Raw genomic sequence first — 23,517 nt, 5'->3', positions numbered from 1 at the left:
AAACTAAAAGTGATTTTCACAAATGGAGGTTTTTAAAATGATGAGATGTTCAAGACACAACGGACGCTCTGGCAAATGTGGAAGTTATAATCCCAAGCATAATGACAGAGAGTTTGATCTTGATAAAAATGAAGAACTAAACAAAGAAATGACAGATGAGAATGTTTACTGGAACTGCATTGACCAGGAAATAGTCCGTCATGGGGAAAGGGATGATGACAGCATCTCCTTTACTGAGGTGGAGAAGATTTTCTATGAGGATGCCTACAAGGATTATCTTGACGGTCAGAATCAGCGGAACATTGAAGCAAGGCATAAGGAAAGATGCAGGACTATGGATCAGCTTCGTGAAAGCAAAAAGACCTGTCCTGAAGAAAGCCTATATCAGATCGGAAACATCAATGGAACTGTTGATTCGGATGTGCTGCTGGAGTGTGCAACAGAGTTTTTTGAAACAATCCATGAAAGGTATGGTGATCATTACCATACCTTAAACTGGGCGCTTCATCTTGATGAGGCGACTCCCCACATTCATGAAAGACATGTTTTCGATGTAATCAATCAGTATGGTGAAAGGCAGCCCAAGCAGGAACAGGCACTTAGGGAGCTCGGATTTGAGCTGCCGGATCCGAACAAAAAAGAGGGAAAATATAACAATCGAAAGATGAGCTTCGATGCAGAATGCAGAAAAATCTTCATTGAAATCTGCAAAGAGCACGGATTGCAGATTGAGATGGAACCCATATATGGCGGAAGAAAATATCTTGAGAAGCAGGAGTATATCAATAGTCAGATCAATGAAAAGAACCAGGTGCTTCGGACGGAAAACACTCAGTTACTTTTTAATAACAGTGCTCTTATAGAACAGAAACAGGAACTTACCTGCGATATCGAAAAGCTGGATGATGAAAGGCTTAAGAAAGAGATAAAACTTGCTTCTGTAGATGATTTTATAAGTGATGTAACCGAAATTATTTACGACAAAGCCTGTGTGACAGTCATAGATGAAGTCGCCGAGACCATGCGAAAAGAAGAATCAAAAGAGATAAGCAAGCTCAAAAGTGAGATCGCAGAATCGGACAATCTGATAACCAAGACTCTTGGTAAGTTTGCGGTGGATCAGCTTACAAAACTTCAGCAGAGACTTCATGGTATAAAGAGAAATGTTGTGGACACACTAAAGAAGACCTTCTCATCTACAGCCAAGAGAGACAGGCTCGTTGAAAAGATTAAAGAAGAAGCCAAGCCCAGCCTTTTGGAAGCTCTTCATCTTAAGAATGATGCTATACAGAGGGATAAAAAGGAAAAGGTTCTGGAAATTCCTGCAAGAAACAAAAGGCACGAGCAGTGTCTGTGAGGGAGGTATCAGGATGAGTGTATTCGATGAGATAAAGGAAAAAGTAACTGCTTTGGACGTAATTACCCACTATGGTATAAAGGTAGGCAGCAAAGGGATGTGCTGCTGTCCTTTCCATAATGACAAAAATCCCAGCATGAAGGTCGATACCAGATATCACTGTTTCGGATGCGGGGCTGATGGTGATGCTATTGATTTTGTATCGAACTATTACGGACTGTCCGCTATAGAGTCAGCAAAGAAGGTGAATGAAGATTTCTTCTTAGGAATACAGTTTGGATATGATAGCAAATCTTTAGCAAAAACACCGGAGCAGATCCGCCAGGAAAAGAATCTGGAATTCAGTCGAGAGGTAGTCAGGGCTTTCGATATTCTTAGACGTGATGCAATCAATACCTTGTCAAAGTATCACAGGCTTTTATGGGATTGGAAAAAGAAATATGAACCAAAAGATATGAGGGATGCCGACTGGCATCCCTTTTTCGTGGAGGCATTAAACAAACTTGATCTTATAAATGAGCTTCTTGATGACCTTTGCTTTGGAGAAAGAAGCAAGCAGATCGAGGTGCTGGAGATTTATGGAGAGGAGATAAAGAGTATTGGGGAACGAATTAAAAACTTTGAATAATGATGAACTGTCAAAGATGGCGCAGGTCCTTATAGAATCAGGATTCATGACCGAACTTGCCAAGCAGTACGCAGCAAACAAAGAAAATGAGTCCACTGAAGCCACGGATGAAATCACAAGACAGCGTGAGCTTGTAAGAGGAATGCTTGAAACAGATATGAAAGGAAATCTTAAGCAGTCCAATATTAACTGTAAGATAGCGCTTCGGGAGGATCCCGTTCTTAAGGATGCCATCAGGTATAACGAGCTAAATGAAAGAATAGATATCATAAAGCCCATGCCATGGAGAAGAACATCTGAGCCTCTGTCTGATGTGGATGAGGCTAATCTTATCACTTACCTTGAGACCTATTACGGGCTTAAGGTTGACAAGATGATAGAAAGGGCGATAAAGACTGTGTCATTTGATAATCCCTACCATCCTGTCAAGGAATACTGGGAGTCACTGGCCTGGGATGGCAAAGAAAGGGTCAGATATGCACTGCACCATTTCCTTGGAGCGCCTTTAACAGAGCTAAACTATCAGGCATTGAAGCTGTTCATGCTTGGAATAATATCAAGAGTCTATGATCCAGGTCACAAGTTTGACTATATGCTCTGCCTTGTGGGCGGTCAGGGTGCCGGAAAGTCAACTTTCCTAAGATTTCTGGCAGTTAATGACAGATATTTCACCGATGATGTGAAAAAGCTGGATGGTGAGGATGTTTTTGAAAAGCTTCAGGGACATCTGATTGTAGAGATGGCTGAAATGCTAGCTGCTATAAGAGCAGCCAATGAGGAAGAGATTAAGGCCTTCATTACAAGGCAGGTTGATGTTTACAGAATCCGCTATGACAAATTTTCTTCCGAACATCCTAGAAAGTGCGTGTTTGCAGGAACTTCCAATAAAAAACAGTTCCTTCCACCGGATAAATCAGGGAACAGACGATTTATCCCTGTTGAATGCAATGCTTATCTGGCGGAAGTTCACATCCTCAAAGATGAGGAGTCGTCAAGGAAATATATCGAGCAGATGTGGGCTGAAATGATGGTCGTCTATAGAAGCGGTGATTTCTCTCTGACGCTTTCAGAAGAAATGGAGAATGAGCTGGAGGAGCTTCAGAAAGACTTCGTGCCCGAGGATCCCATGGAAACATCAATAAGGGACTTCTTAGATGCTACCAAAGAAAACTATGTCTGTGGCAACATGCTCTATTACGAGGCGCTTGGGCACAGCAAGCTCTTTGACAGACCTAAGATGGGTGAATCAAAGATTATCGCCGAAATCATGAACAACATGCCTGGATGGAAATATGTTTCATCTCACAACTTCTTTGAGTATGGCAAGCAGAGGGCATGGAGAAGGGAAGGCACTCCACCAGTGGTCGAGGATCCGGACGGATTTGTCCCTGTCCCCGAACAGATGGAGATACCTTTTACCTGATCTTTATCTATAAACGGATAAACGGTAAACGGAAGAAATAAAAAAATAATTATAGAAAGGATATAAGAATAAAGTTTTTAGAGTCGGTTTACGAGGTGCGTTTACACTTCGCTGCCGGCTCTTTTGAGTAGAGCACTTAGCGAGGTATTTCCGAGCTTAGTGCGAACCATGCAAGTTCACCTAACGAGGTTCTTTCGAGTTTGGTGAAGCTTACTTTATGAGGAGAATATGGGGAAAGACAACAGGAACAGATCTTTATTTGCTTTACAGTCAGATTACGGCGGTGCTACACTTTTCCTAGAGGAGAGTGCCGAGATTGCAAATATGAAGATGCAGTATTTGGCACGGAAACGTGTTTTAAGAGTAAAGGAGGCTTTTCTACCTTATACAAGGGAAGGAAGTAAGATCGTCGTCTATGACAAGACCAACAAAAGTTACAAGATAAGGATTCCAAAGGCGCTCAGGAGCGATGACAGAAGTAAGATTACTGCCAAGAGTGAGCAGGAAGCCTATGAGAGGATGTATATATATCTGTTTGGAGATGACAGATATACAGTAAGGTCACTGTTCGAAGAGGTAATGAACAACAAGGAACATGATGCTGACACATCTTCTCTTACAGTATCGAGATACCGCCAGATCTGGAACAAGTATTATGAAGATGCTCCGCTTGCAGATATGTCGATATCAGAGATCAAGGCATCAGACCTTAAACAGTTCTTCAAGGATCTAACCGCTGGTCGCGTCATGAGCAGAAAGAACTTCGTCAATATCAAGAGTATCTTCAATGTTGTCTTCGATATAGCTGTTGATAATGACATTGTTACAAGCAATCTAAGCAGAAATATCAGCTGCAAGGACTTAAAATTCAAGGCTGTGGACAATGAAAACATCAGATATACGGATGAAGACAGAGACAAGATACTTGCCTATCTTGATGGACTTGCAAAAAAGACGGGTTATGAATATGGTATTGAGCTTATGTTCTGCCTCTGTGTGAGAATCGGTGAGCTGAGAGCTCTCAGATGGTCGGATGTAGATTTCAGAAAACATACGATTTCAATCTCAAGAGAGATAGTTCTCCGAAAGGGTGATGATGGAAAGAACCATTTCATTGAAGTTAATCACACCAAAGGCGGCGAACATGGAGCGAGAGTACTTCCTTTATCTGAAAGGGCTGAAAAAGCACTGAAAACGTTAAGGGAACAGCAGGTTGTATCAGATCACATCTGTTGCAACGCAGCCGGAAGTCCACTTGACGGAAACAAATTTAATAAGCACCTGAAAAAGGTAACGGAAGCAGTAGGTATTCCCTATCTTTCAAGTCACAAGATCAGGTTCTGGAGTGTTACAGCCCTTGCAAGGGCAACTGGAGGAGATATTCAGACGGTGATGTATGCAGCAGGACATGTTGATAAGAACACTACTCTGCACTATATCAGAGCGGTTCAGAGTGACACACAGGCTGAGAAAATCAGGGAATGCTTCGCTTGAAAGACCAAAAAGACCACTAAAAGACCACTTATTTTTTGCCTAAAACAACTGAAACCCCAGAAAACATCTGGGGTTTCAAAAAGCGATAGACGGGGCTCGAACCCGCGGTCTCCACCTTGGCAAGGTGGCGCTTTACCAACTAAGCTACTATCGCATTTATCATCGCTATTGTTTTCGGTGCGACAACAAAATTGATTTTAGACTAAATATGTTGTGTTGTCAACATATTTGGTCTAAAATTTTGGTACGAAGTTGTTGAGTTTAGATTTAATGGAAATGGAGCAATATGAGTAACAATAAAATTGTAACAGCAGACGCAAGAGTAATACTGAGAAAAGGCCAGGGCAGAGAGTTTAAAGCCGGTGGTCTTTGGATTTATGATAATGAGATTGATAAAGTGGAAGGCAAGTTCGAGAACGGAGATGTAATCGAAGTTCTTGATTTTGATGGATATTTTCTTGGATACGGTTTTATTAATGAAAAATCCAAAATAAGAGTCCGCATGATGTCCAGGAAGAAGGATCATCCTGTAACAGAGGAGCTTATAGAGAGCAGAGTAAGAACTGCCTGGGAGTACAGAAAGGCCATAATGGCAAGTTATATCGATGAGTACCTAAAGTGCTCTGATACTAAAGAACAGTACACAAAGCTTTCCTGCAGACTGATCTTTGGCGAAGCTGATTTCCTTCCGGGAATTACAATTGACAAGTTTGCGGATGTACTGGTTATCGAGTCACTGGCACTAGGAACAGACCGTATGAAGGACATTATCCTTGATAAGTGCAAAAAAGTTATGGCAGAAAATGGCGTACAGATTCGCGGAATCTACGAAAGAAGTGACGCCAAGGTTCGCGAACTTGAGGGCCTTGAGAGAGAAAAAGGCTTCATTGGAGCTGAGTTTGATACCAAGGTTCTCATAGAAGAAAACGGTGTTAAATACTATGTTGACGTAGAAAATGGACAGAAGACAGGATTCTTCCTTGATCAGAAGTTTAACAGACAGTCAATAAGAGGACTTTGTAAGGGGAAAAAAGTGTTAGACTGCTTCACACACACAGGCTCTTTTGCACTTAATGCGGCAGCAGGAGGAGCGACATCTGTTATCGGAGTCGATGCGTCAGACCTTGGCTGCAAACAGGCAGAGGAAAATGCAGCATTAAACAGCCTTGAGAAGGTGGCTACCTTCCAATGCGCAGATGTATTTGAACTTCTTCCTGATCTTGAAAAGAAGGGCGAGAAATTTGATGTGGTAATCCTTGATCCTCCTGCATTTACCAAGTCCAGAGCTTCAATCAAGAAGGCTGCAACCGGATACAAAGAGATCAACATGCGTGGAATGAAACTTGTAAAGGATGGCGGATATCTTGCTACCTGTTCCTGTTCTCATTTCATGGATGAAGAATTATTCCTTAAGACTATTGCCGATGCAGCAAGAGATGCTCATAAGCGTCTTCGTCAGGTAGAATTTAGGCAGCAGGCAGCTGATCATCCGATACTTTGGGGCGGTGCAGCATCTTACTACCTTAAATTTGTAATCTTCCAGGTTAGTGACGAATTATAAATACATCACTTTATTATTTGTTTATTTGCATACTTTTGTGAGCGGAATTACAATCATAGTATGAAAACTAATGATAGTAAAATGTCCGTGAGGGATAGAACATACCGAGAACTGGACGATGTCGATTACCTGGATCAGCAACAGTACCTGGGTTTTTCCATCGGACTTTGTGTTGTTCATTGCCTTTTGGAGATTTTGTACATCGCATTTGGATGTACTCCAATGATAATAATCAATGTTGCCAGTATTCTGACCTATGTAGTCAGTGCGTTTATCGTGCTAAAAGGTCGTACACTTACTTCCGTGTGGATTATGATCTTGGAGGTATATTTCCATGTAGCTTTGGCCACAATTTTCCTTGGGGTAAAAGCCGGTGTCCAGTTATGGCTATTTGGTACTTTGGCCAGCATCTTTTTGCCTATCTTTTCTCCGAAGCTTTCACAGAAGCAAAAGAGACAGATATTTACTTTCAGTGCGGTTATTATCATTACGTTTATTATGCTTACTTACCTTGGAAATCACGGACTATTGTCAACTCGATACAACATAAGTGATGGCCTTGCGGAAATAGTGTTTTACGTTAATGCTGTCATCTCGTTTCTTGCTATTATTCTGGACACAGGAATATATAATTTCAGAATGTCCAAGAAAAACTTTGAGCTTCAAAGTGCTGCAGATCATGATTATCTGACAGGAATTTACAACAGAAAGCGCATGCAGATCATCTTGGATGCAGAGGTAGAAAGAGCCAAATCCTATCCTGACAGCAATCTTTCGATAGCTATAGTAGATATAGATTATTTCAAGAATATTAACGATACATATGGCCATAATGTTGGAGATGAAGCGTTAAGAGAGCTTGTGACAATATTTAAAGCCAATAGTGGTTCCGGACTTTTGTACGGCAGATGGGGCGGAGAAGAATTCATGCTCATCGCGCCTGAAAGCATTTCTTTTAAGGAATTTGGTGAATTCCTGGAGAACCTTAGACTGCAAGTACAAAATCATAAGTTTGAAAGTGAGGGCCAGAGAATCGGTCTCACTATTTCCATCGGCGCAGCAACATACAATTCGGATATGACAGTTGACAGATTTGTTAATACAGCGGATGATAAGCTGTATAACGCTAAGGAAAGCGGAAGAAACAGAGTAGTGTACTAATAGAAAGTTTATAACAAATAGATTGTGTACAAGCAAAAAGAGTGTTAGAATCGTGGGTATGAGGTCAGGGAAGACCCCATACCCATTTTCAATGTATTGGGAAAAAAGATAATTTTGACAGGAGGAGTTAGAAATGACAGATTACAATATGCTTACAGAGCAGCTTAAATCTTTAGCTGAAGATGAGAACTTTTTTATGCCGGTGCTATCCAATGCGTCTGCGCTTTTGTATGAGAATCTTGAGGACATTAACTGGGCAGGATTCTATCTGATGGATAAGGGATCACTTATGCTTGGGCCATTCCAAGGGAAGGTTGCCTGTATCAGAATTCCTCTTGGTAAAGGTGTTTGCGGAACTGCAGCCAAGGAGGATAGAACTCTTTTGGTAGAGGATGTACATAAATTTGCAGGACATATTGCATGTGATGCAGCATCTAATTCTGAGATAGTTATTCCTATGCACTGCAATGGCAAGGTGATTGGTGTTCTTGATATAGACAGTCCAAGTTTAGACAGGTTTAAATTTGAAGACCAGGTCGGACTTGAGAAATTCGTTAAGACCATTGAGGAAAAAACAGACTTCTGCAGATTTAACGGACTTAGAGAAGATCAGTTTTCTGAGAACTGATTGCATACTGAATACTATATAGAAAGAGAAAATGACATGGGAAAAAAGATTTCTTTTTCAAGTGATTATACAAAGGGCGCTCATCCCAAAATTCTTCAGAGAATGACGGAGACAAACTTTGAGCAGATAGTTGGTTATGGAACGGATGATTATTGCAAAAGCGCAGCAGATAAGATAAAAAAAGCCTGCGACGCTCCAGATGCGGATGTATTCTTCCTGGTTGGAGGAACTCAGACCAATCAGACAATAATGGACATGCTTCTTGAGCCATATGAAGGTGTAGTGGCAGCTCAGACCGGACATGTGGCAGCCCATGAAGCCGGAGCAATTGAGTTTTCCGGCCACAAGGTTCTGACACTTCCAAGTATCCCGCAGGGAAAGACATGTTCATCAGATGATGGCAAGAAGGCTCCAATTTACAACGATCAGATTGGTAAGGTAAAAGCAGAAGATCTTAAAAAGCTTCTTGTTAATTTCTATGATGACGATAACCATGAGCATATGGTGTTCCCGGGAGCGGTTTATATTTCCCATCCAACTGAGTATGGAACTCTTTATTCCAAGGCAGAGCTGGAGGAACTTTCCGGAATCTGTAAGGAGTATAAGATTCCACTATTTCTTGATGGAGCAAGGCTTGGCTATGGACTTATGAGTAAAAGAACAGATGTCACCCTTCAGGATATAGCCAGCCTCGTGGATGTGTTCTACATTGGAGGAACCAAGGTGGGAGCTCTTTTCGGAGAGGCTGTAGTATTCCCTAAGGGAGTGCCAACCGCCCATCCAATTCCTGTTATCAAGCAGCACGGAGCTCTTCTTGCTAAGGGGTGGCTTCTTGGCCTTCAGTTTGACACTCTTTTTACTGACAATCTTTATATGGATATCAGTAAGAATGCCATTGATATGGCACAAGCTCTTAGAGATAAGCTTACAGACAAGGGCTATCAGCTGTTTATAGATTCTCCTACAAATCAGCAGTTTATTGTCATGGAAAATGACAGGTTAAAAGAATTTGCACAGCGCGTGGGCTACGGATTCTGGGAGAAATTCGACGATAATCACACTGTTATCAGGCTTGCCACAGACTGGGCAACCACAAGCGATGACATCGATGAACTTATGAAGTACCTTTAATATCAAAAGAAAAAGCATCTACCTGAAAATCTGATGCATGAGACTATCGGGTAGATGCTTATTTTTTTACTTGGTTCTTGGGACCAGCGTCATGTTTTCAAAAGATATATTTTTGCAGTATTCCATGTGAATATTCTTATTGGCTTCGCTTCCTGAACCTGAGGAATTGGCATGATCTTCAGCTACGCTCTTATAAAAATCGCTTCTTCCTGCGAGATCCTCCATTGTGATGTCCTTGAATTCGATATTACTTACTTCGTATCCGGGCTCGTCAAAACCGCACAATAGGATAGAAGGACAGTCGTGCCATTCGTTGCGGCCGGCATTGTTATCAAGATATCTTCCGAGAAGATACATGCGTTCAAAACGGCAATCCGATAACTGAGGTGGAACCTTGGAGCCCTCACCATCGTCATTGTAGCCTACAGAGTGCATCTGAATGTGAGAAGCAGTGATATCGCGAACCAGGATGTTTCGTACATAGCCACCACGCTTCTTGGTGGCTTTTATCTCTATGCCGGACCAGGTTGGACCCATTTCGCAGTCCCAGAGACGTACATCTTCGACTCCGCCTGACATCTCACTTCCTATACACAGGCCATGGCCGAAGTTAGTTACGCAGTCAAAAACTCTTATGTGCTTGGTTGGTCTGTTTATTACATTGCCCTCAGGATTCTTGCCTGATTTGATGGCAACAGAGTCATCCTCTGTGTAAAAATCACAGGCATACAAGGTGCAGTTTGTGGAGGAATCAGGATCCCATCCATCTCCATTCCAGATACCTTCAGATTTAATGGTGCAGTGGTCTGTTACAATCTGATCTGAATAAATAAAATGTATGTTCCAGGAAGGAGCATATCCAAGGGTAAGGCCATGAATCCAGATGTTGCGGCAGTTACTCATATTGATAAGTCTACCTCTGAATCTGTTGGCGATGGTTTCTGGTCTTTCGTAGTCCTTGATCTTATCTCCAAGAGAAGCAATGTATTCCTTGAGACGATCCCCCTCTATCTTGGCAATGGCCTTAGCCAGCGGCCATCCGCCGCCGATGATAGAACCTTTTCCATGAATAGTTACATTTTCGCAGTTGAAACCGGCATCATGATCAAGCTCTCCAAGGTTCAGAAGACTTCTGTAGCATTCCATCTCATAGCCTTCAAAGCGGCTGTGAATTTTAGGAAGATAATCAAGAGGATCCTCAGTTCCCTGTAAAAGAGCTCCCTCCTCCAGATATATTTCTGTACCTGAGTGCACGTTCAGCGCACCGGTAAGGAAGGTTCCAGTAGGAATATAGACCCTGGAGCTTTCATCGCAGGCATCAAGGGCATCCTGTAAAGCCCTTGTATTCATGTGGGTACCGTCGCCTACGGCGTTATACGGAGCTTTCGTGACGTCGATATTTCTTTTTACTGAATTAGTGTGAACCTTGATTTGGCCAAGAGACTTTTGATCTATTGACGGATAACATATGACAATTTCAACCTCGTAAGTTGTATCCGGTGTCAGGTCCTTGAGAGAATAATGAGTTTTGCTTACTTCATCAGCTTTTTTACCATCTACAAATACCTGATAGCGGCAGGAAGGAGTGGCATCAAGGGGCATATCCCAGAAAACCTCTGCTTCTGTATCAAGCGCTCTGTAATCCAAAAGAAAGTCAAAATCCATCATGGCAAAACTCCTCCTAAAAATTTAAATGTTTTCATTAGATTAATCTTACATTTTGAATGGGATATCATCAAATAAAAAATGTCGATAAATATGGCATATTCAACTCAGTTTTAGAAAAATAACTGACATATTCAATAATTGTGCAAATAATCTAACACTTTTTCGTTGGAATGACTATAATAGTAGTGTATCGCAAATTTGTTGTCGAAAATGGGGTGACAACAGATAAATAGGGATGTAAAGACATCTCAAATAATATAATATCAGGAGGCGTGGTATGAAGAAATATGTAGCAGAATGTATTGGAACAGCAACACTTGTAGTTCTCGGATGTGGAACAGCTATGCTGGTTGGGTGCGATGCAGCAAGCGGATCAGGCTATCTTTTAACAGCTCTTGCCTTTGGCCTTACCATCGTAGCAATGGCTTATTCAATCGGCAACATCTCAGGTTGCCACATTAACCCTGCAGTTTCACTGGGAGTTCTTTTATCTGGTGGAATGGAAGTTAGTGAGTTCGTTGGTTATGTTATTTCTCAGTGCATCGGCGCATTTGCAGGCGCAGGAATCCTTGCTCTTGTATTCGGTCTTGGCGGAGTAACAGATCAGACAGGCGGATTTGGTTCTAACGGTCTTGACGGAGTAAACGGAAGCCCTGTTGCAGGACTTCTTGTTGAGATAGTTCTTACATTTATCTTTGTTATAGCTATTCTTGGAGTTACATCCAAAAAGGCAAGCCACGGCTCTTTTGGCGGACTTGTAATCGGACTTACACTGGTAGTTGTTCACATCCTTGGCATTGGACTTACAGGAACATCAGTTAACCCTGCTAGAAGCTTTGGACCTGCTCTTGTAGCAGCATTCACAGGAAATACAGCTCCTATCGCTGCTCTCTGGGTATTCATTGTTGGACCACTTGTAGGTGCAGCTCTTGCAGCAGTTGTTTACAAGGCACTTGACAACTGATTGCAGGTAATAGATATTGTAGTTGTTAACAGTCCCAGACCACTATATGTGGCCTGGGATTTTTTTCTTGCATAATAAATACATTAATAGTATTATGTGAACGTTAATATAATAATAAAAGCTGTGACGAAGACAGTAGGTAGTAAGCGAAGCCTTCAGAGAGCCGGCGGTTGGTGTGAGCCGGTGCGAGTAGCCACTATTCGAATATCACTTCTGAGCTGCAGAATCGAACAGATATTATTCGTAATTCAGTAGATTTTTGCCGTACATCCCGGCGTTAACGGGAAGCGTATTCAACCGGAGTATTCGATGATGCTTTGGCGCGTATGTGTAAACAGGTGGTACAACGAGACTAGAATTTTAGCCCTCGTCCTTTTTACAAGGACGAGGGTTTTTTGTATCAAGAAAGGAGCTCAATATGTATAACAAAGTCGAAACTGACATGAACTTTGTCGGCAGAGAGAAAAAGATTGAAGAATTCTGGAAAAAAGAAGACATATTCCAGAAGAGTGTTGATACCCGCAGCAAGGGTGAGATGTATATGTTCTATGATGGCCCTCCAACAGCTAATGGTAAGCCACACATCGGACACGTACTCACACGTGCCATCAAGGATATGATTCCTAGATACCGCACAATGAAGGGATATACAGTTCCTCGTAAGGCTGGTTGGGATACACATGGTCTTCCTGTTGAGCTCGAAGTAGAGAAGCTTCTTGGCCTTGATGGTAAGGAGCAGATCGAAGAGTATGGTATGGAGCCTTTCATCAAGAAGTGTAAGGAATCTGTATGGAAATATAAGGGAATGTGGGAGGACTTCTCCGGCACAGTTGGTTTCTGGGCTGATATGGAGCACCCATACATCACTTATGATGACAATTTCATCGAGTCAGAGTGGTGGGCTCTTAACGAAATCTGGAAGAAGGGCCTTCTTTACAAGGGCTTCAAGGTAGTTCCTTATTGCCCACGTTGTGGAACCCCTCTTTCATCACACGAGGTTGCACAGGGCTATAAGACTCTTAAAGAGCGTTCAGCTCTCGTTCGTTTCAAGGTTAAGGATGAGGACGCATACTTCCTTGCATGGACAACAACACCTTGGACACTTCCATCTAACATCGGTCTTTGCGTAAACCCTGATGAGAAGTACGTTAAGGTTAAGGCTGCTGATGGCAACGTATACTATCTTGCTGCAGCGCTTGCTGACAACGTTCTTGGTTCATTAGCAAAAGAGGAAGGACAGGCTGCCTACGAAGTTCTTGAAACTTACGTTGGTACTGACCTTGAGTATAAAGAGTATGAGCCACTTTACCAGTGCGCAGCTGACGAGGCTGAGAAGCAGCACAAGAAGTGCTTCTTTATCTACTGCGATACATATGTAACTATGACAGATGGTACAGGTATCGTACATATCGCTCCTGCATTCGGTGAAGATGATGCTAGAGTTGGTCGTAAGTACGACGCTCCACTTGTACAGATGGTAGATTCTGAAGGTAAGCTTAAGCCTGAGACTCCTTTTGCTGGCATGAGATGCAAGCCAACTCAGAAGGAAATGGATGAGGGTGCAATCAGTGCAGATCCAGAGGTACTCAAGGATCTTGATAAGAGAGGACTTCTCTTTGGCGCACCTAAGATGGAGCATGACTATCCACACTGCTGGAGATGTTCAACTCCTCTTATCTACTACGCTCGTTCTTCATGGTTTATCAAGGTTACAGAAGTTAAGGAAGACCTTATCCGCAACAATAAAGAGATCAACTGGGTTCCAGAGTCAATCGGTAAGGGACGTTTCGGTGACTGGCTTGAGAACATTCAGGACTGGGGTATCTCACGTGACAGATATTGGGGAACTCCTCTTAATATCTGGGAGTGCGATGACTGTGGTCACCAGCTCTCTGTAGGATCAAGAAAAGAGCTTGCTGAGCTTTCAGGAGATCCTAGCGCAGAGACATGTGAGCTTCACAGACCTTATATCGATCAGTTCGAGATCACTTGTCCTAAGTGCGGCAAGAAGATGCACAGGGTAAAAGAGGTTATCGACTGCTGGTTCGATTCAGGTGCTATGCCATTTGCTCAGCTCCACTACCCATTTGAGAATAAGGAACTCTTTGAGAAGCAGTTCCCTGCTGAGTTTATCTCAGAGGCTGTAGACCAGACACGTGGATGGTTCTACTCACTTCACGCAGAGGCAACACTTCTTTTCAACAAGCCTGCATTCAAGAACGTTATCGTTCTTGGTCTTGTACAGGATGAGAACGGACAGAAGATGAGTAAGTCTAAGGGCAACGCGGTTGATCCTTTCGACGCTCTTGAGAAATACGGCGCAGACGCAATCAGATGGTACTTCTATACTAACTCAGCACCATGGCTTCCTAGCAGATTCTCCGGTGATGCAGTTATGGAAGGACAGCGTAAGTTCCTTGGTACACTTTGGAACACATATGCGTTCTTTACACTTTATGCTAATATCGATGGATTTGATGCTGCTAACTACAAGCTTGAGCTGGATAAGCTCACAGTAATGGATAAGTGGCTTCTGTCCAAGCTTAACAGCTGCGTTAAGGCTGTTGATGAGAACCTTGCAAACTACAGAATTCCTGAGGCTGGTAAGGCACTTGATAACTTCGTTGATGAGATGTCTAACTGGTATGTACGTAGATCTCGTGAGAGATTTTGGGCTAAGGGAATGGAGCAGGACAAGATTTCTGCTTACATGACTCTTTATACAGCTCTTGTTACAGTATCTAAGGCAGCAGCTCCTATGGTTCCATTCATGACAGAGGAGATTTATCAGAACCTTGTTCGTAACAGCTTTAAGGATGCTCCGGAGTCAATCCACCTCTGCGACTTCCCTGCAGTAGATGAGAGCCTCATCGATACTAAGCTTGAGAAAGATATGGAAGAAGTTCTTGATATCGTTGTTCTTGGCCGTGCTGCCAGAAACGCTGCAAACATCAAGAATCGTCAGCCAATCGGACAGATGTATGTTAAGGCAGAGCAGACTGTTGGTGAGTTCTATACAGATATCATCAGAGAAGAGCTCAATGTCAAGAATGTAGCATTTACAGATGACGTTCGTGACTTCACAAGCTATACCTTCAAGCCACAGCTCAAGACTCTGGGACCTAAGTATGGTAAGAACATCGGAGCAATCAAGGGATACCTTGAGACTCTTGATGGAAACGCTACAATGGATGAGCTTAACACAAACGGCTCAATCAAGTTCAATGTTAACGATGTTGATGTAGAGCTTGTTAAGGAAGATCTCCTTATCGAGATGGCTCAGAAGGAAGGCTTTGTTTCACAGGAGAACTGGGGAATCACAGTTGTTCTTGATACTAACCTCTCAGAAGAGCTTGTAAGAGAAGGCTTTGTTCTTGAGGTTATCAGTAAGGTTCAGACCATGCGTAAGGATTCAGGCTTCGAAGTAATGGATCACATCAAGGTTTCACTTAATGGTAACGACAAGCTTGCTGAAATTGTTAAGGCAAGTGAGAGCAGCATCTCTACAAAGGTTCTTGCTAACGAGATCGTTTATGGATCTGACGTAGCAAATGCTAAAGAGTGGGATATCAACGGCGAGAAAGTAACAATCGGTGTTGAAAGAGTTTAATAAAGACCTGTGTATGCGGTTTTAGAGGGGATAAAAAGGGATTACCTTTATCGTAATGATGAAGGTAATCCCTTTTGTTTTATTAGTTTTAAGAACAAATGATTTTTACCGGGTATCAAAGGTTACTGTAATAAGGACAGAACACCCTGATTAGTCTGATTGGCCTGAGCCAGCATTGACTGGCCTGCCTGAGCCAGGATATTGTTATTGGAATACTTCACCATTTCTGATGCCATGTCGGTATCTCTTATAAGTGACTCAGCGTCCTGAGTATTCTCAACTACGTTATCAAGATTCTTGATTGTGTGTTCCAGTCTGTTCTGGTAAGCACCCATGCGGCTTCTTTCGGAGCTCACGAAGGTAAGACCATCTTTGAAGCTTTCTATAGCATCTAATGCATTCTTATGTGACATGACGCTGACCTGATCTACATGACAGGTTTGAGCGCATATGTACGGCATTTCCAAGGAAATCTGGTTTTGACTATCTGTTTCAGAACCAACCTGAAGAATAATGTTTCCTACGCCATCTTCAAACTGATCCTGTTTTACAGCAACACCGTCGCCGAAACGACCTCCGTCACCGCTTGCGGTTTGACCTGATCTATTGTCATAGACAACCAGTTTCCCGTTAGCTTTTGCAAGTTCTGTAAAATGGCTCTGTGGACGGCCGTTATCAGTTGCAGCAATGATTTTGTCCATGATATCATTTGCGTCCTGAGCACCACTGATATCAACGTTGTAAATATAGTGCTGACCGCTGGTTTCAACAGAATTTCCGCCGCCATTATTAAACTTGATGCTGTAGTGTTTATCACAGGTACAGCAGGTAAAATGAAAACCTGTTCCTGCAAGCTCATCAGCCTTGTCAGGGGAATAATTGCTAAAATCCACGTATGTTGCCACATGATCGGTATTATAAGTACTGGACATATGACCTCCGTCATCTCCTGTGATACCAACCCAATCCGGCATTTTAGTTCCTCTGTCAACAGTAACACCCAGATCCACATCTCCTGTGGAAGTACCCTTTAATACATATATTTCGTTAAAGGTGGTTTTTCCATTTATAGCATCTATTTCTTCTATTATCTTGTTTATTTCAGCTTGAATGTATGACCTGTCATCACGTGTGAGAGTATCATTGGCAGCTTTTACAGCCAGTTCGTTTCCACGCTGAAGCATATCGTGAACTTCATTCATGGCTCCGTCAGCTACCTGTACCATAGAAATACCATCTTGCGCATTTTCAGAGGCCTGGGCAAGGCCGCGAATCTGCCTGCGCATTTTCTCACTGATAGCAAGCCCGGCAGCATCATCCGCTGCCCGGTTGATCCTATATCCGGAGGAGAGCTTTTCTGAAGATTTAGCTTGATTTCCGGTGGTTATATTCAGTTGTCTGTTGGCGTTCATGCCAGCTATATTATGCTGAATAACCATAGTTCACCCTCGATATCTTTGCTTTACTAATAAAGATATCGGCATAAAAAACATAAAATTAAGCCGAATATGAATTTTTATTTCAAATAATCGGCAAGCTTTTTCTAATGATATTTCATTTGTTAACCGATATATCAGACAGAGAAGATCTGAGAGTGGAAGTAAGAGGGAACTGGGACTGATTACCGGAGAATAAGTAAATATGGTAGTACAACATAACATAGCAGGCATGAATGCTAACAGACAACTTAATATAACCACCGGAACTCAGGCAAAGTCTTCTGAAAAGCTTTCCTCTGGATACAGAATTAATCGTGCTGCAGATGATGCTGCGGGACTTGCGATAAGTGAGAAGATGCGTCGCCAGATACGAGGACTAACGCAAGCATCCAGTAATGCACAAGATGGTATTTCTTTTGTCCAGATAGCGGATGGTGCTCTTACAGAAGTTCACGACATGATACAAAGAGGCAATGAGCTTGCTGTAAAGGCTGCTAACGATACATTAAATCCTGAGGACAGGAGCTATATTGATTCCGAAGTACAGAGAATCATTGAGGAAATAGAGGCTATTGGCGGGAAAACTACCTTTAATGAAATCCCAATTTTCCCTAAAAATGGATCTGCAATTACGGAAGCCAGTCCGGAGCAGAGGGCTCTTGCAGAAAAAATAGCTAAAGAGATGATTCCAACAGCAATGAGCCAGATAGAGAATAAACTGGCGGCATCGGTTGGAGGCGCACTTAGTGCACTACAGAGTGACAATGACGAATATGGAATGGACTTAAGTATTTCATATATAGATGGGCAAGGCGGAACGCTTGCTTATATGTCGTCTGCATTTTACCCGAGAGATCCGGGACATGATAGTTTTGCTGAAGGAACACTTTTGATGAAAGTGGATTCCTCAGATTATGAAAGCGAAAATCTGTCAGATTCAGATATGCAAATGCTGCAATCGACCATAGCTCATGAGCTTATGCACGGAGTTATGGATGTACTAATGCCAGAAGGCATGTATAGAGGAGATACCAGTGATAATACTAAGGGTAATTTTGATAAATGGTTTGTAGAAGGCACGGCACAGCTGATTGGTGGTGGCTTTACAACAGGTTGGAATGATGAACTTGCCAGAATAGGAGCAAGTTCAGATTCAGACGCGGTCAAGCTGGAAAAAACCAAGAACTTTCTCAATAAATATACAGTTGAAGATCGTGTATATGGCCATGGATATTTGGAATGTGCCTATCTCTGCCAGCTGGCAAGTGGCTCAGATATTGAAAACATTACACAGCAAAGCCTGATAGATGGAGCAAATAGGATTTTCAATGCTCTTATGGCAAACGAAGAAAACTATAAAAATGGTAATACCTCGGCGGTCAAGTCATACACGGAGATAATAGATTCTCTTTTACCAACAGGAAAAACTGTTGCAGGAACCATTGCAGAAATGAATAGTGGTGCAGAAGACGCGGCTAAATTCGCTCTTGCCCTTGCTAAAGCCACCCAGCCGGGAGATTCTAGTGGGCTAAATGGAGCAGGCTCATTAATTGCACCAAGCCTTAACTCCAGCAATGTATTTGGAAGTACTGTTACAGATCAGGGTTCACTTTATGTTAAGAATCTGGAAGCTGTGGCAACAGACACCAGCGAAGAGACAGTTTTGTATCTACAGGTAGGATCTGAAACAACTTCAGAGAATGAAATAGCACTTAAGAGATTCGCTCTTTCTGCTGACGCGATTGGTCTTTCAATGTGCAATACCATTTCAAGGGCTGATTCCTTAGAAGCAATTGAAAAATTTAAATCGGCACTTATCAATGTTAGTACCATGCGTTCATACTATGGTGCTATGCAGAACCGTCTGGAGCATACAATTAAGAATCTTGACAATGTAGTTGAAAACACCCAGGCATCGGAATCCCTGATACGTGATACCGACATGGCAGACGAAATGGTAAGATTCTCCAACAATAACATTCTGGCTCAGGCAGGTCAGGCAATGCTTGCGCAGGCCAACCAAACCAACCAGGGAGTATTGTCACTTCTTCAGTAACAACATATAATGAAAAAATAGCGAAGGGGCTACTTTTATCGGCTTGATAAAGGTAGCCTTTTCTTTTTATAATTATTTATGTAACAATTAATTCTTTGTTTTTAGACAGGAGGAAGTATGAGACAGAAAAAGAGTTTGTTGGGTAAAATTGCAGTAATGCTGGCGGCAGCACTTTTGCTGACATGCATTCAGAGTCCGCTTAAGGCACAGGCGGATGTGGGGGATTCGGACATCAGAACAATCCTTGATGTTCCTCAAGATTTAAGCGGTAAAACAGTAATCCTTCATTCAAACGATGTACATGGTGCTATCGGACGTTATGCTTATATAGCATCAGTTAAAGAGAATTTCCAGAAAAGAGGAGCAGAGGTAATCCTCGTTGATTGCGGCGACTACCTTCAGGGAACTCCTTATGTTAGCAGCACCAAGGGAAGAGATGCCATCGTTTCTATGAATTCTGCAGGTTATCAGATTGTAACTATCGGTAACCACGAGTTTGATTATGGCTACGATGCACTCAAGAAGGATCTGGCTATTGCCAAGTTCAAGGTAGTTTGTGCCAATGCTTTTGATGCAAACGGAAATGCCATTGCAGCTCAGAATACTATGTATACAACTGCTTCAGGCATGAAGATTGGTTTCTTCGGAATGGTAACTCCTGAGTCTCAGACCAAGGCAAACCCTGTTCTTATCAAGGGACTTACCTTCCTCTCAGGAAAAGAGATGTATGCTTGTGCCCAGGGACAGGTTGACACCCTTAAAGCTCAGGGAGCAGACCTTGTTATCTGTCTTTCACACCTTGGAGTATCTGCAGAAGCTTCTTCAGCAGGAAACAGCAGTACAGATCTTTACAAGAATACAAAGGGAATAGACCTTATGCTTGATGGTCATTCTCATACAATCATGACAACCAGTGATAATATGCCTGTAGACCAGACAGGTACTAAATTCCAGACTATCGGTGTAGTAGTACTTGATAATGCAACTAAGTCAATTGAAGACCGTTACCTTATCTGGCTTGATAACCTTCAGAAAGAGGTTAGAACAGATGCTGTAACAACACAGATCATCAAGAGAGTTGATGCTGAGTACAGCGCAGGAATCGGAACCAGCCAGGTTACATTAAACGGTGAGAAGGCTCCAGGAAACAGAACAGAAGAAACAAACAATGGTAACTTTATTACAGACGCTATGCTTTGGACAATCAACAAGACAAAGGGCGCTGTATCAGTAGATGATGCTCATACTGTAGTAATCACAAACGGTGGTGGCGTTCGTGCACCTATCGCAGCAGGAGCTGTTACCAAGAAGGATATCAACACAGTACTTCCTTTCGGAAATACAATAACTGTTGTTTATGTCACAGGCGAAGAGCTTCTTGAGGTTCTTGAAGCATCTACTTTCTGCACACCTGAGCCTGTTGGAGGCTTCCCACAGACCAAGGGAATCAAGTTTACAATTGATACCAGAAAGTCTTATGCTAAGGGAGCTACATATCCGAATTCTACATATTGTAAGCCGGCTTCAATCAACAGAGTATCTATCGAGAGCATAAACGGTCAGCCATTCTCCAAGTCAGACGTATATGCTGTAGTAACAAATAACTTCTGCTCAGCAGGCGGAGATACATACTACGCATTTACTAATGCAAGCGGACAGTTTGATACAGGTATTCCTCTTGATGAAGCTGTTATGGACTATGTAAAGACCGAGCTTAGAGGCACTATTGGTACAAATTATGCTCAGCCACGTGGGGATATCACTATTATCAAGTAATTGATTTAGAACTGTGTTTATGGATATTTAATAAAAGACTGTACGAATTTGCGGTAAAATATATTCGTACAGTCTTGCCATAATATTATGAAAAGGCACGCATTTGAGGAGGCATTATGAAGAAAAAGCAGTTATCGTTTGACAAAGATCTTTTTAAGAGAAGTGTTCAGTACAACGTTAAAACTCTATACAGGAAAACCATGGAGGAGGCTACTCCACAGGAACTGTATCAGGCAGCAGCCTATGCTATCAAGGATGCCATTGTTGATCACTGGATGACAACCCAGAAGGCAGTATCTGAGCAGGATCCAAGAATTGTATATTACATGTCCATGGAATTTCTTATGGGTAGAGCTTTCGGTAATAACCTAATCAATCTTCAGGCTTATAAGCCGGTAAAGGAGGCTTTGGACGAGCTGGGCATCGATGTTAACCTTGTGGAAGATCAGGAACCGGATCCGGCTCTTGGAAACGGTGGTCTTGGACGACTTGCAGCGTGCTTTTTGGATTCACTTTCTACGCTTGGATACGTGGCTTACGGCTGCGGTATCAGATATAAGTACGGAATGTTCCGTCAGAAAATTCAGGACGGTTATCAGGTTGAAGTTCCTGATACCTGGCTTGAAAACGGTAACCCCTTTGAGCTTAGAAGAAACGAGCTGGCAAAAGAGGTTAAGTTTGGCGGCTATGTAAATATGTATACAGACGACTATGGCAGAACCATATTCAAACAGGAAGGCTATCAGGTAGTAAGAGCTGTTCCTTACGATCTTCCTGTCCTTGGATACGGTAACGGCGTAGTTAATACCCTTAGAATCTGGGATGCTGAGCCTATTCAGTGTTTCCAGCTGGATTCTTTTGACAAGGGTGATTATCAGAAGGCTGTTGAGCAGGAGAATCTTGCCAGCCAGCTTTGTGAAGTTCTTTATCCTAATGATAACCATATTGCAGGAAAGGAGCTCCGTCTCAAACAGCAGTATTTCTTTATCTCTGCTTCTGTTCAAACCGCAGTTCAGAGGTACCTTAGGAACCATGATGATATCAGAAAGTTCTACGAAAAGGCTGTATTCCAGCTTAATGATACGCATCCAACCGTTGCAGTTGCAGAGCTTATGCGTATTCTTATGGATGACTATTATCTCTCATGGGATGATGCTTGGGAAGTAACAACCAAGACCTGCTGCTACACCAACCACACTATCATGTCAGAGGCTCTTGAGAAGTGGCCTGTAGATCTTTTCCAGAGACTTCTTCCAAGAATTTATCAGATTGTTGATGAGATTAACAGAAGATTTGTTGATCAAATTATGCGTACTTACTCAGGATCTGCAGGAATTGATGTTCAGGCCAAAATCCGCAGCATGGCTATTCTGTATGACAACCAGGTTAAGATGGCTCACCTTGCAATTGTTGGCGGCCATTCCGTTAACGGTGTTGCCAAGCTTCACACAGAAATCCTCAAACAGAGAGAGCTTCGCGATTTCTACGAGATGATGCCTGAGAAGTTCAACAACAAGACTAACGGTATTACTCAGAGAAGATTCCTTATGCATGCGAACCCGCTTCTTGCTGACTGGGTAACAGAAAAGATTGGTGATGACTGGATTGTAGACCTTTCTCAGATGGATAAGCTTAAACCTCTTGCAGACGACAAGAAGGCTCAGGCCGAGTTCATGGAGATCAAGTTCAAGAACAAGCAAAGACTTGCGGCGTACATCTTAGAGCATAACGGAGTTAAGGTTGATCCTAAGTCTATCTTTGATGTACAGGTTAAGCGTCTTCACGAGTACAAGAGACAGCTCCTTAACATACTGACAGTAATGTATGAGTATCATGATCTGAAGGCTCATCCTAACAAGAACTTTTATCCAAAGACCTACATCTTTGGTGCCAAGGCAGCAGCCGGATATCTTACAGCTAAGCTCACAATCAAGCTTATCAACTCTGTAGCGGATGTCATCAACAACGATCCTGCTATCATGGATAAGATCAAGGTTGTATTTATCGAGGATTACAGAGTATCTAACGCAGAGCTTATCTTTGCTGCAGCTGATGTATCAGAGCAGATATCTACAGCAAGTAAAGAGGCTTCCGGTACCGGTAACATGAAGATGATGTTAAACGGAGCTGTAACCATCGGAACCATGGACGGTGCTAATGTTGAGATCGTTAATGAGGTTGGAGAGGAGAATGCCTTCATCTTTGGACTTTCTTCACAGGAAGTTATGGATTATGAAAAGAACGGCAATTACAATCCAATGGATATCTACAATAGCGATCCTAATGTAAAGACAGCGTTGGATATGCTTGTAGACGGAACCTTCTCTCATGACAGAGAGCTCTTTAGACCGCTTTATAATTGCCTACTTAACAAGGTTGGCGGAAACAGAGCAGACCAATACTTCATCCTTAAGGACTTCGAGTCATACCTTGAGGCTCAAAAGAAGATTTCAGATGCATACGCAGACAAGAAGCGTTGGGCAAAAATGGCCCTTCTTAATACCGCAAGCTGCGGTAAGTTCTCTTCTGACAGAACTATCCAGGAATATGTCGATGAGGTATGGCATCTCGATAAATTAAACATTGAAGTTAAATAAGATACAAGAAAATCCCCGCCGGTG

General features: G+C 42.4%; 15 protein-coding genes and 1 tRNA gene. 13 read left to right on the top strand and 3 right to left on the bottom strand.

Annotated features, from left to right (window positions below):
* Nucleotides 1-37: 37 nt before the first annotated feature.
* From G613_RS19630 to G613_RS0103335, 4 genes are all read left to right on the top strand, one after another.
* Nucleotides 38-1,357: a hypothetical protein gene (locus G613_RS19630; protein WP_051151023.1), complete on the top strand. Its 1,320-nt coding sequence runs from the start codon at nt 38-40 to the stop codon at nt 1,355-1,357.
* Between the two features lie 13 nt (nt 1,358-1,370).
* Nucleotides 1,371-1,985 (top strand): CHC2 zinc finger domain-containing protein, encoded by a 615-nt coding sequence (locus tag G613_RS0103345; protein ID WP_029231308.1) that lies wholly within the window; start codon nt 1,371-1,373, stop codon nt 1,983-1,985.
* 142 nt (nt 1,986-2,127) lie between these two features.
* Nucleotides 2,128-3,408, top strand: coding sequence for a VapE domain-containing protein (locus tag G613_RS0103340; RefSeq protein ID WP_029231307.1), 1,281 nt, complete (start codon nt 2,128-2,130; stop codon nt 3,406-3,408).
* A 228-nt stretch (nt 3,409-3,636) separates the two neighbouring features.
* Entirely contained in the window at nt 3,637-4,902 is a 1,266-nt protein-coding gene (locus G613_RS0103335; RefSeq protein ID WP_029231306.1) for a tyrosine-type recombinase/integrase, read from the top strand.
* Nucleotides 4,903-4,983: 81 nt separating this feature from the next.
* Here the strand turns inward: G613_RS0103335 and G613_RS0103330 are convergent.
* Nucleotides 4,984-5,056: transfer RNA gene (locus tag G613_RS0103330), tRNA-Gly, on the bottom strand.
* A 132-nt stretch (nt 5,057-5,188) separates the two neighbouring features.
* On the opposite strand from G613_RS0103330, the gene G613_RS0103325 reads away from it, so the two are divergent.
* The 4 genes from G613_RS0103325 to G613_RS0103310 all read left to right on the top strand — a co-directional run bounded on the left by G613_RS0103325 (nt 5,189) and on the right by G613_RS0103310 (nt 9,383).
* The gene (locus tag G613_RS0103325) at nt 5,189-6,463 is read left to right on the top strand and encodes a class I SAM-dependent rRNA methyltransferase (RefSeq protein ID WP_029231305.1); all 1,275 of its coding nucleotides are present in this window, start codon (nt 5,189-5,191) and stop codon (nt 6,461-6,463) included.
* Nucleotides 6,464-6,523: 60 nt separating this feature from the next.
* Nucleotides 6,524-7,624 (top strand): GGDEF domain-containing protein, encoded by a 1,101-nt coding sequence (locus G613_RS18400; protein ID WP_081647757.1) that lies wholly within the window; start codon nt 6,524-6,526, stop codon nt 7,622-7,624.
* 133 nt (nt 7,625-7,757) lie between these two features.
* A complete protein-coding gene (locus G613_RS0103315; protein WP_029231303.1) occupies nt 7,758-8,252 on the top strand; it encodes a GAF domain-containing protein in 495 nt (164 codons plus the stop codon).
* A gap of 36 nt (nt 8,253-8,288) precedes the next feature.
* The gene (locus G613_RS0103310; protein ID WP_029674478.1) at nt 8,289-9,383 is read left to right on the top strand and encodes a threonine aldolase family protein; all 1,095 of its coding nucleotides are present in this window, start codon (nt 8,289-8,291) and stop codon (nt 9,381-9,383) included.
* A gap of 66 nt (nt 9,384-9,449) precedes the next feature.
* Here G613_RS0103310 and G613_RS0103305 read toward each other — a convergent pair whose 3' ends face one another.
* Nucleotides 9,450-11,051 carry a glycosyl hydrolase family 28 protein gene (locus tag G613_RS0103305; RefSeq protein ID WP_029231301.1) on the bottom strand — a complete coding sequence of 534 codons (1,602 nt, stop codon included), beginning with the start codon at nt 11,049-11,051 and terminating at the stop codon, nt 9,450-9,452.
* Between the two features lie 277 nt (nt 11,052-11,328).
* Between G613_RS0103305 and G613_RS0103300 the strand changes: the two genes are divergently transcribed.
* A complete protein-coding gene (locus G613_RS0103300; protein WP_029231300.1) occupies nt 11,329-12,015 on the top strand; it encodes an MIP/aquaporin family protein in 687 nt (228 codons plus the stop codon).
* Between the two features lie 418 nt (nt 12,016-12,433).
* Entirely contained in the window at nt 12,434-15,625 is a 3,192-nt protein-coding gene (gene ileS / locus G613_RS0103295; RefSeq protein ID WP_029231299.1) for an isoleucine--tRNA ligase, read from the top strand.
* 122 nt (nt 15,626-15,747) lie between these two features.
* Here the strand turns inward: ileS and G613_RS19980 are convergent, their stop codons facing one another.
* Entirely contained in the window at nt 15,748-17,064 is a 1,317-nt protein-coding gene (locus G613_RS19980) for a flagellin N-terminal helical domain-containing protein (protein WP_029231298.1), read from the bottom strand.
* A 202-nt stretch (nt 17,065-17,266) separates the two neighbouring features.
* Here G613_RS19980 and G613_RS19000 point away from each other — a divergent pair, with 202 nt between their 5' ends.
* The 3 genes from G613_RS19000 to G613_RS0103270 all read left to right on the top strand — a co-directional run bounded on the left by G613_RS19000 (nt 17,267) and on the right by G613_RS0103270 (nt 23,493).
* Nucleotides 17,267-19,120, top strand: a complete 1,854-nt coding sequence (locus G613_RS19000) for a flagellinolysin (protein WP_155828022.1) — start codon at nt 17,267-17,269, stop codon at nt 19,118-19,120.
* A gap of 117 nt (nt 19,121-19,237) precedes the next feature.
* Nucleotides 19,238-20,896, top strand: a complete 1,659-nt coding sequence (locus G613_RS0103275; RefSeq protein ID WP_029231297.1) for a bifunctional metallophosphatase/5'-nucleotidase — start codon at nt 19,238-19,240, stop codon at nt 20,894-20,896.
* A gap of 116 nt (nt 20,897-21,012) precedes the next feature.
* Nucleotides 21,013-23,493, top strand: a complete 2,481-nt coding sequence (locus tag G613_RS0103270; protein WP_029231296.1) for a glycogen/starch/alpha-glucan phosphorylase — start codon at nt 21,013-21,015, stop codon at nt 23,491-23,493.
* Nucleotides 23,494-23,517: the final 24 nt, after the last annotated feature.

The sequence above is a fragment of the Butyrivibrio sp. VCB2006 genome (genome assembly GCF_000420945.1).
Taxonomy (GTDB): Bacteria; Bacillota; Clostridia; order Lachnospirales; family Lachnospiraceae; genus Butyrivibrio.
The sequence above is the reverse complement of the archived record's forward strand: the minus strand, read 5'-3'. Positions and strand labels throughout refer to the sequence as shown.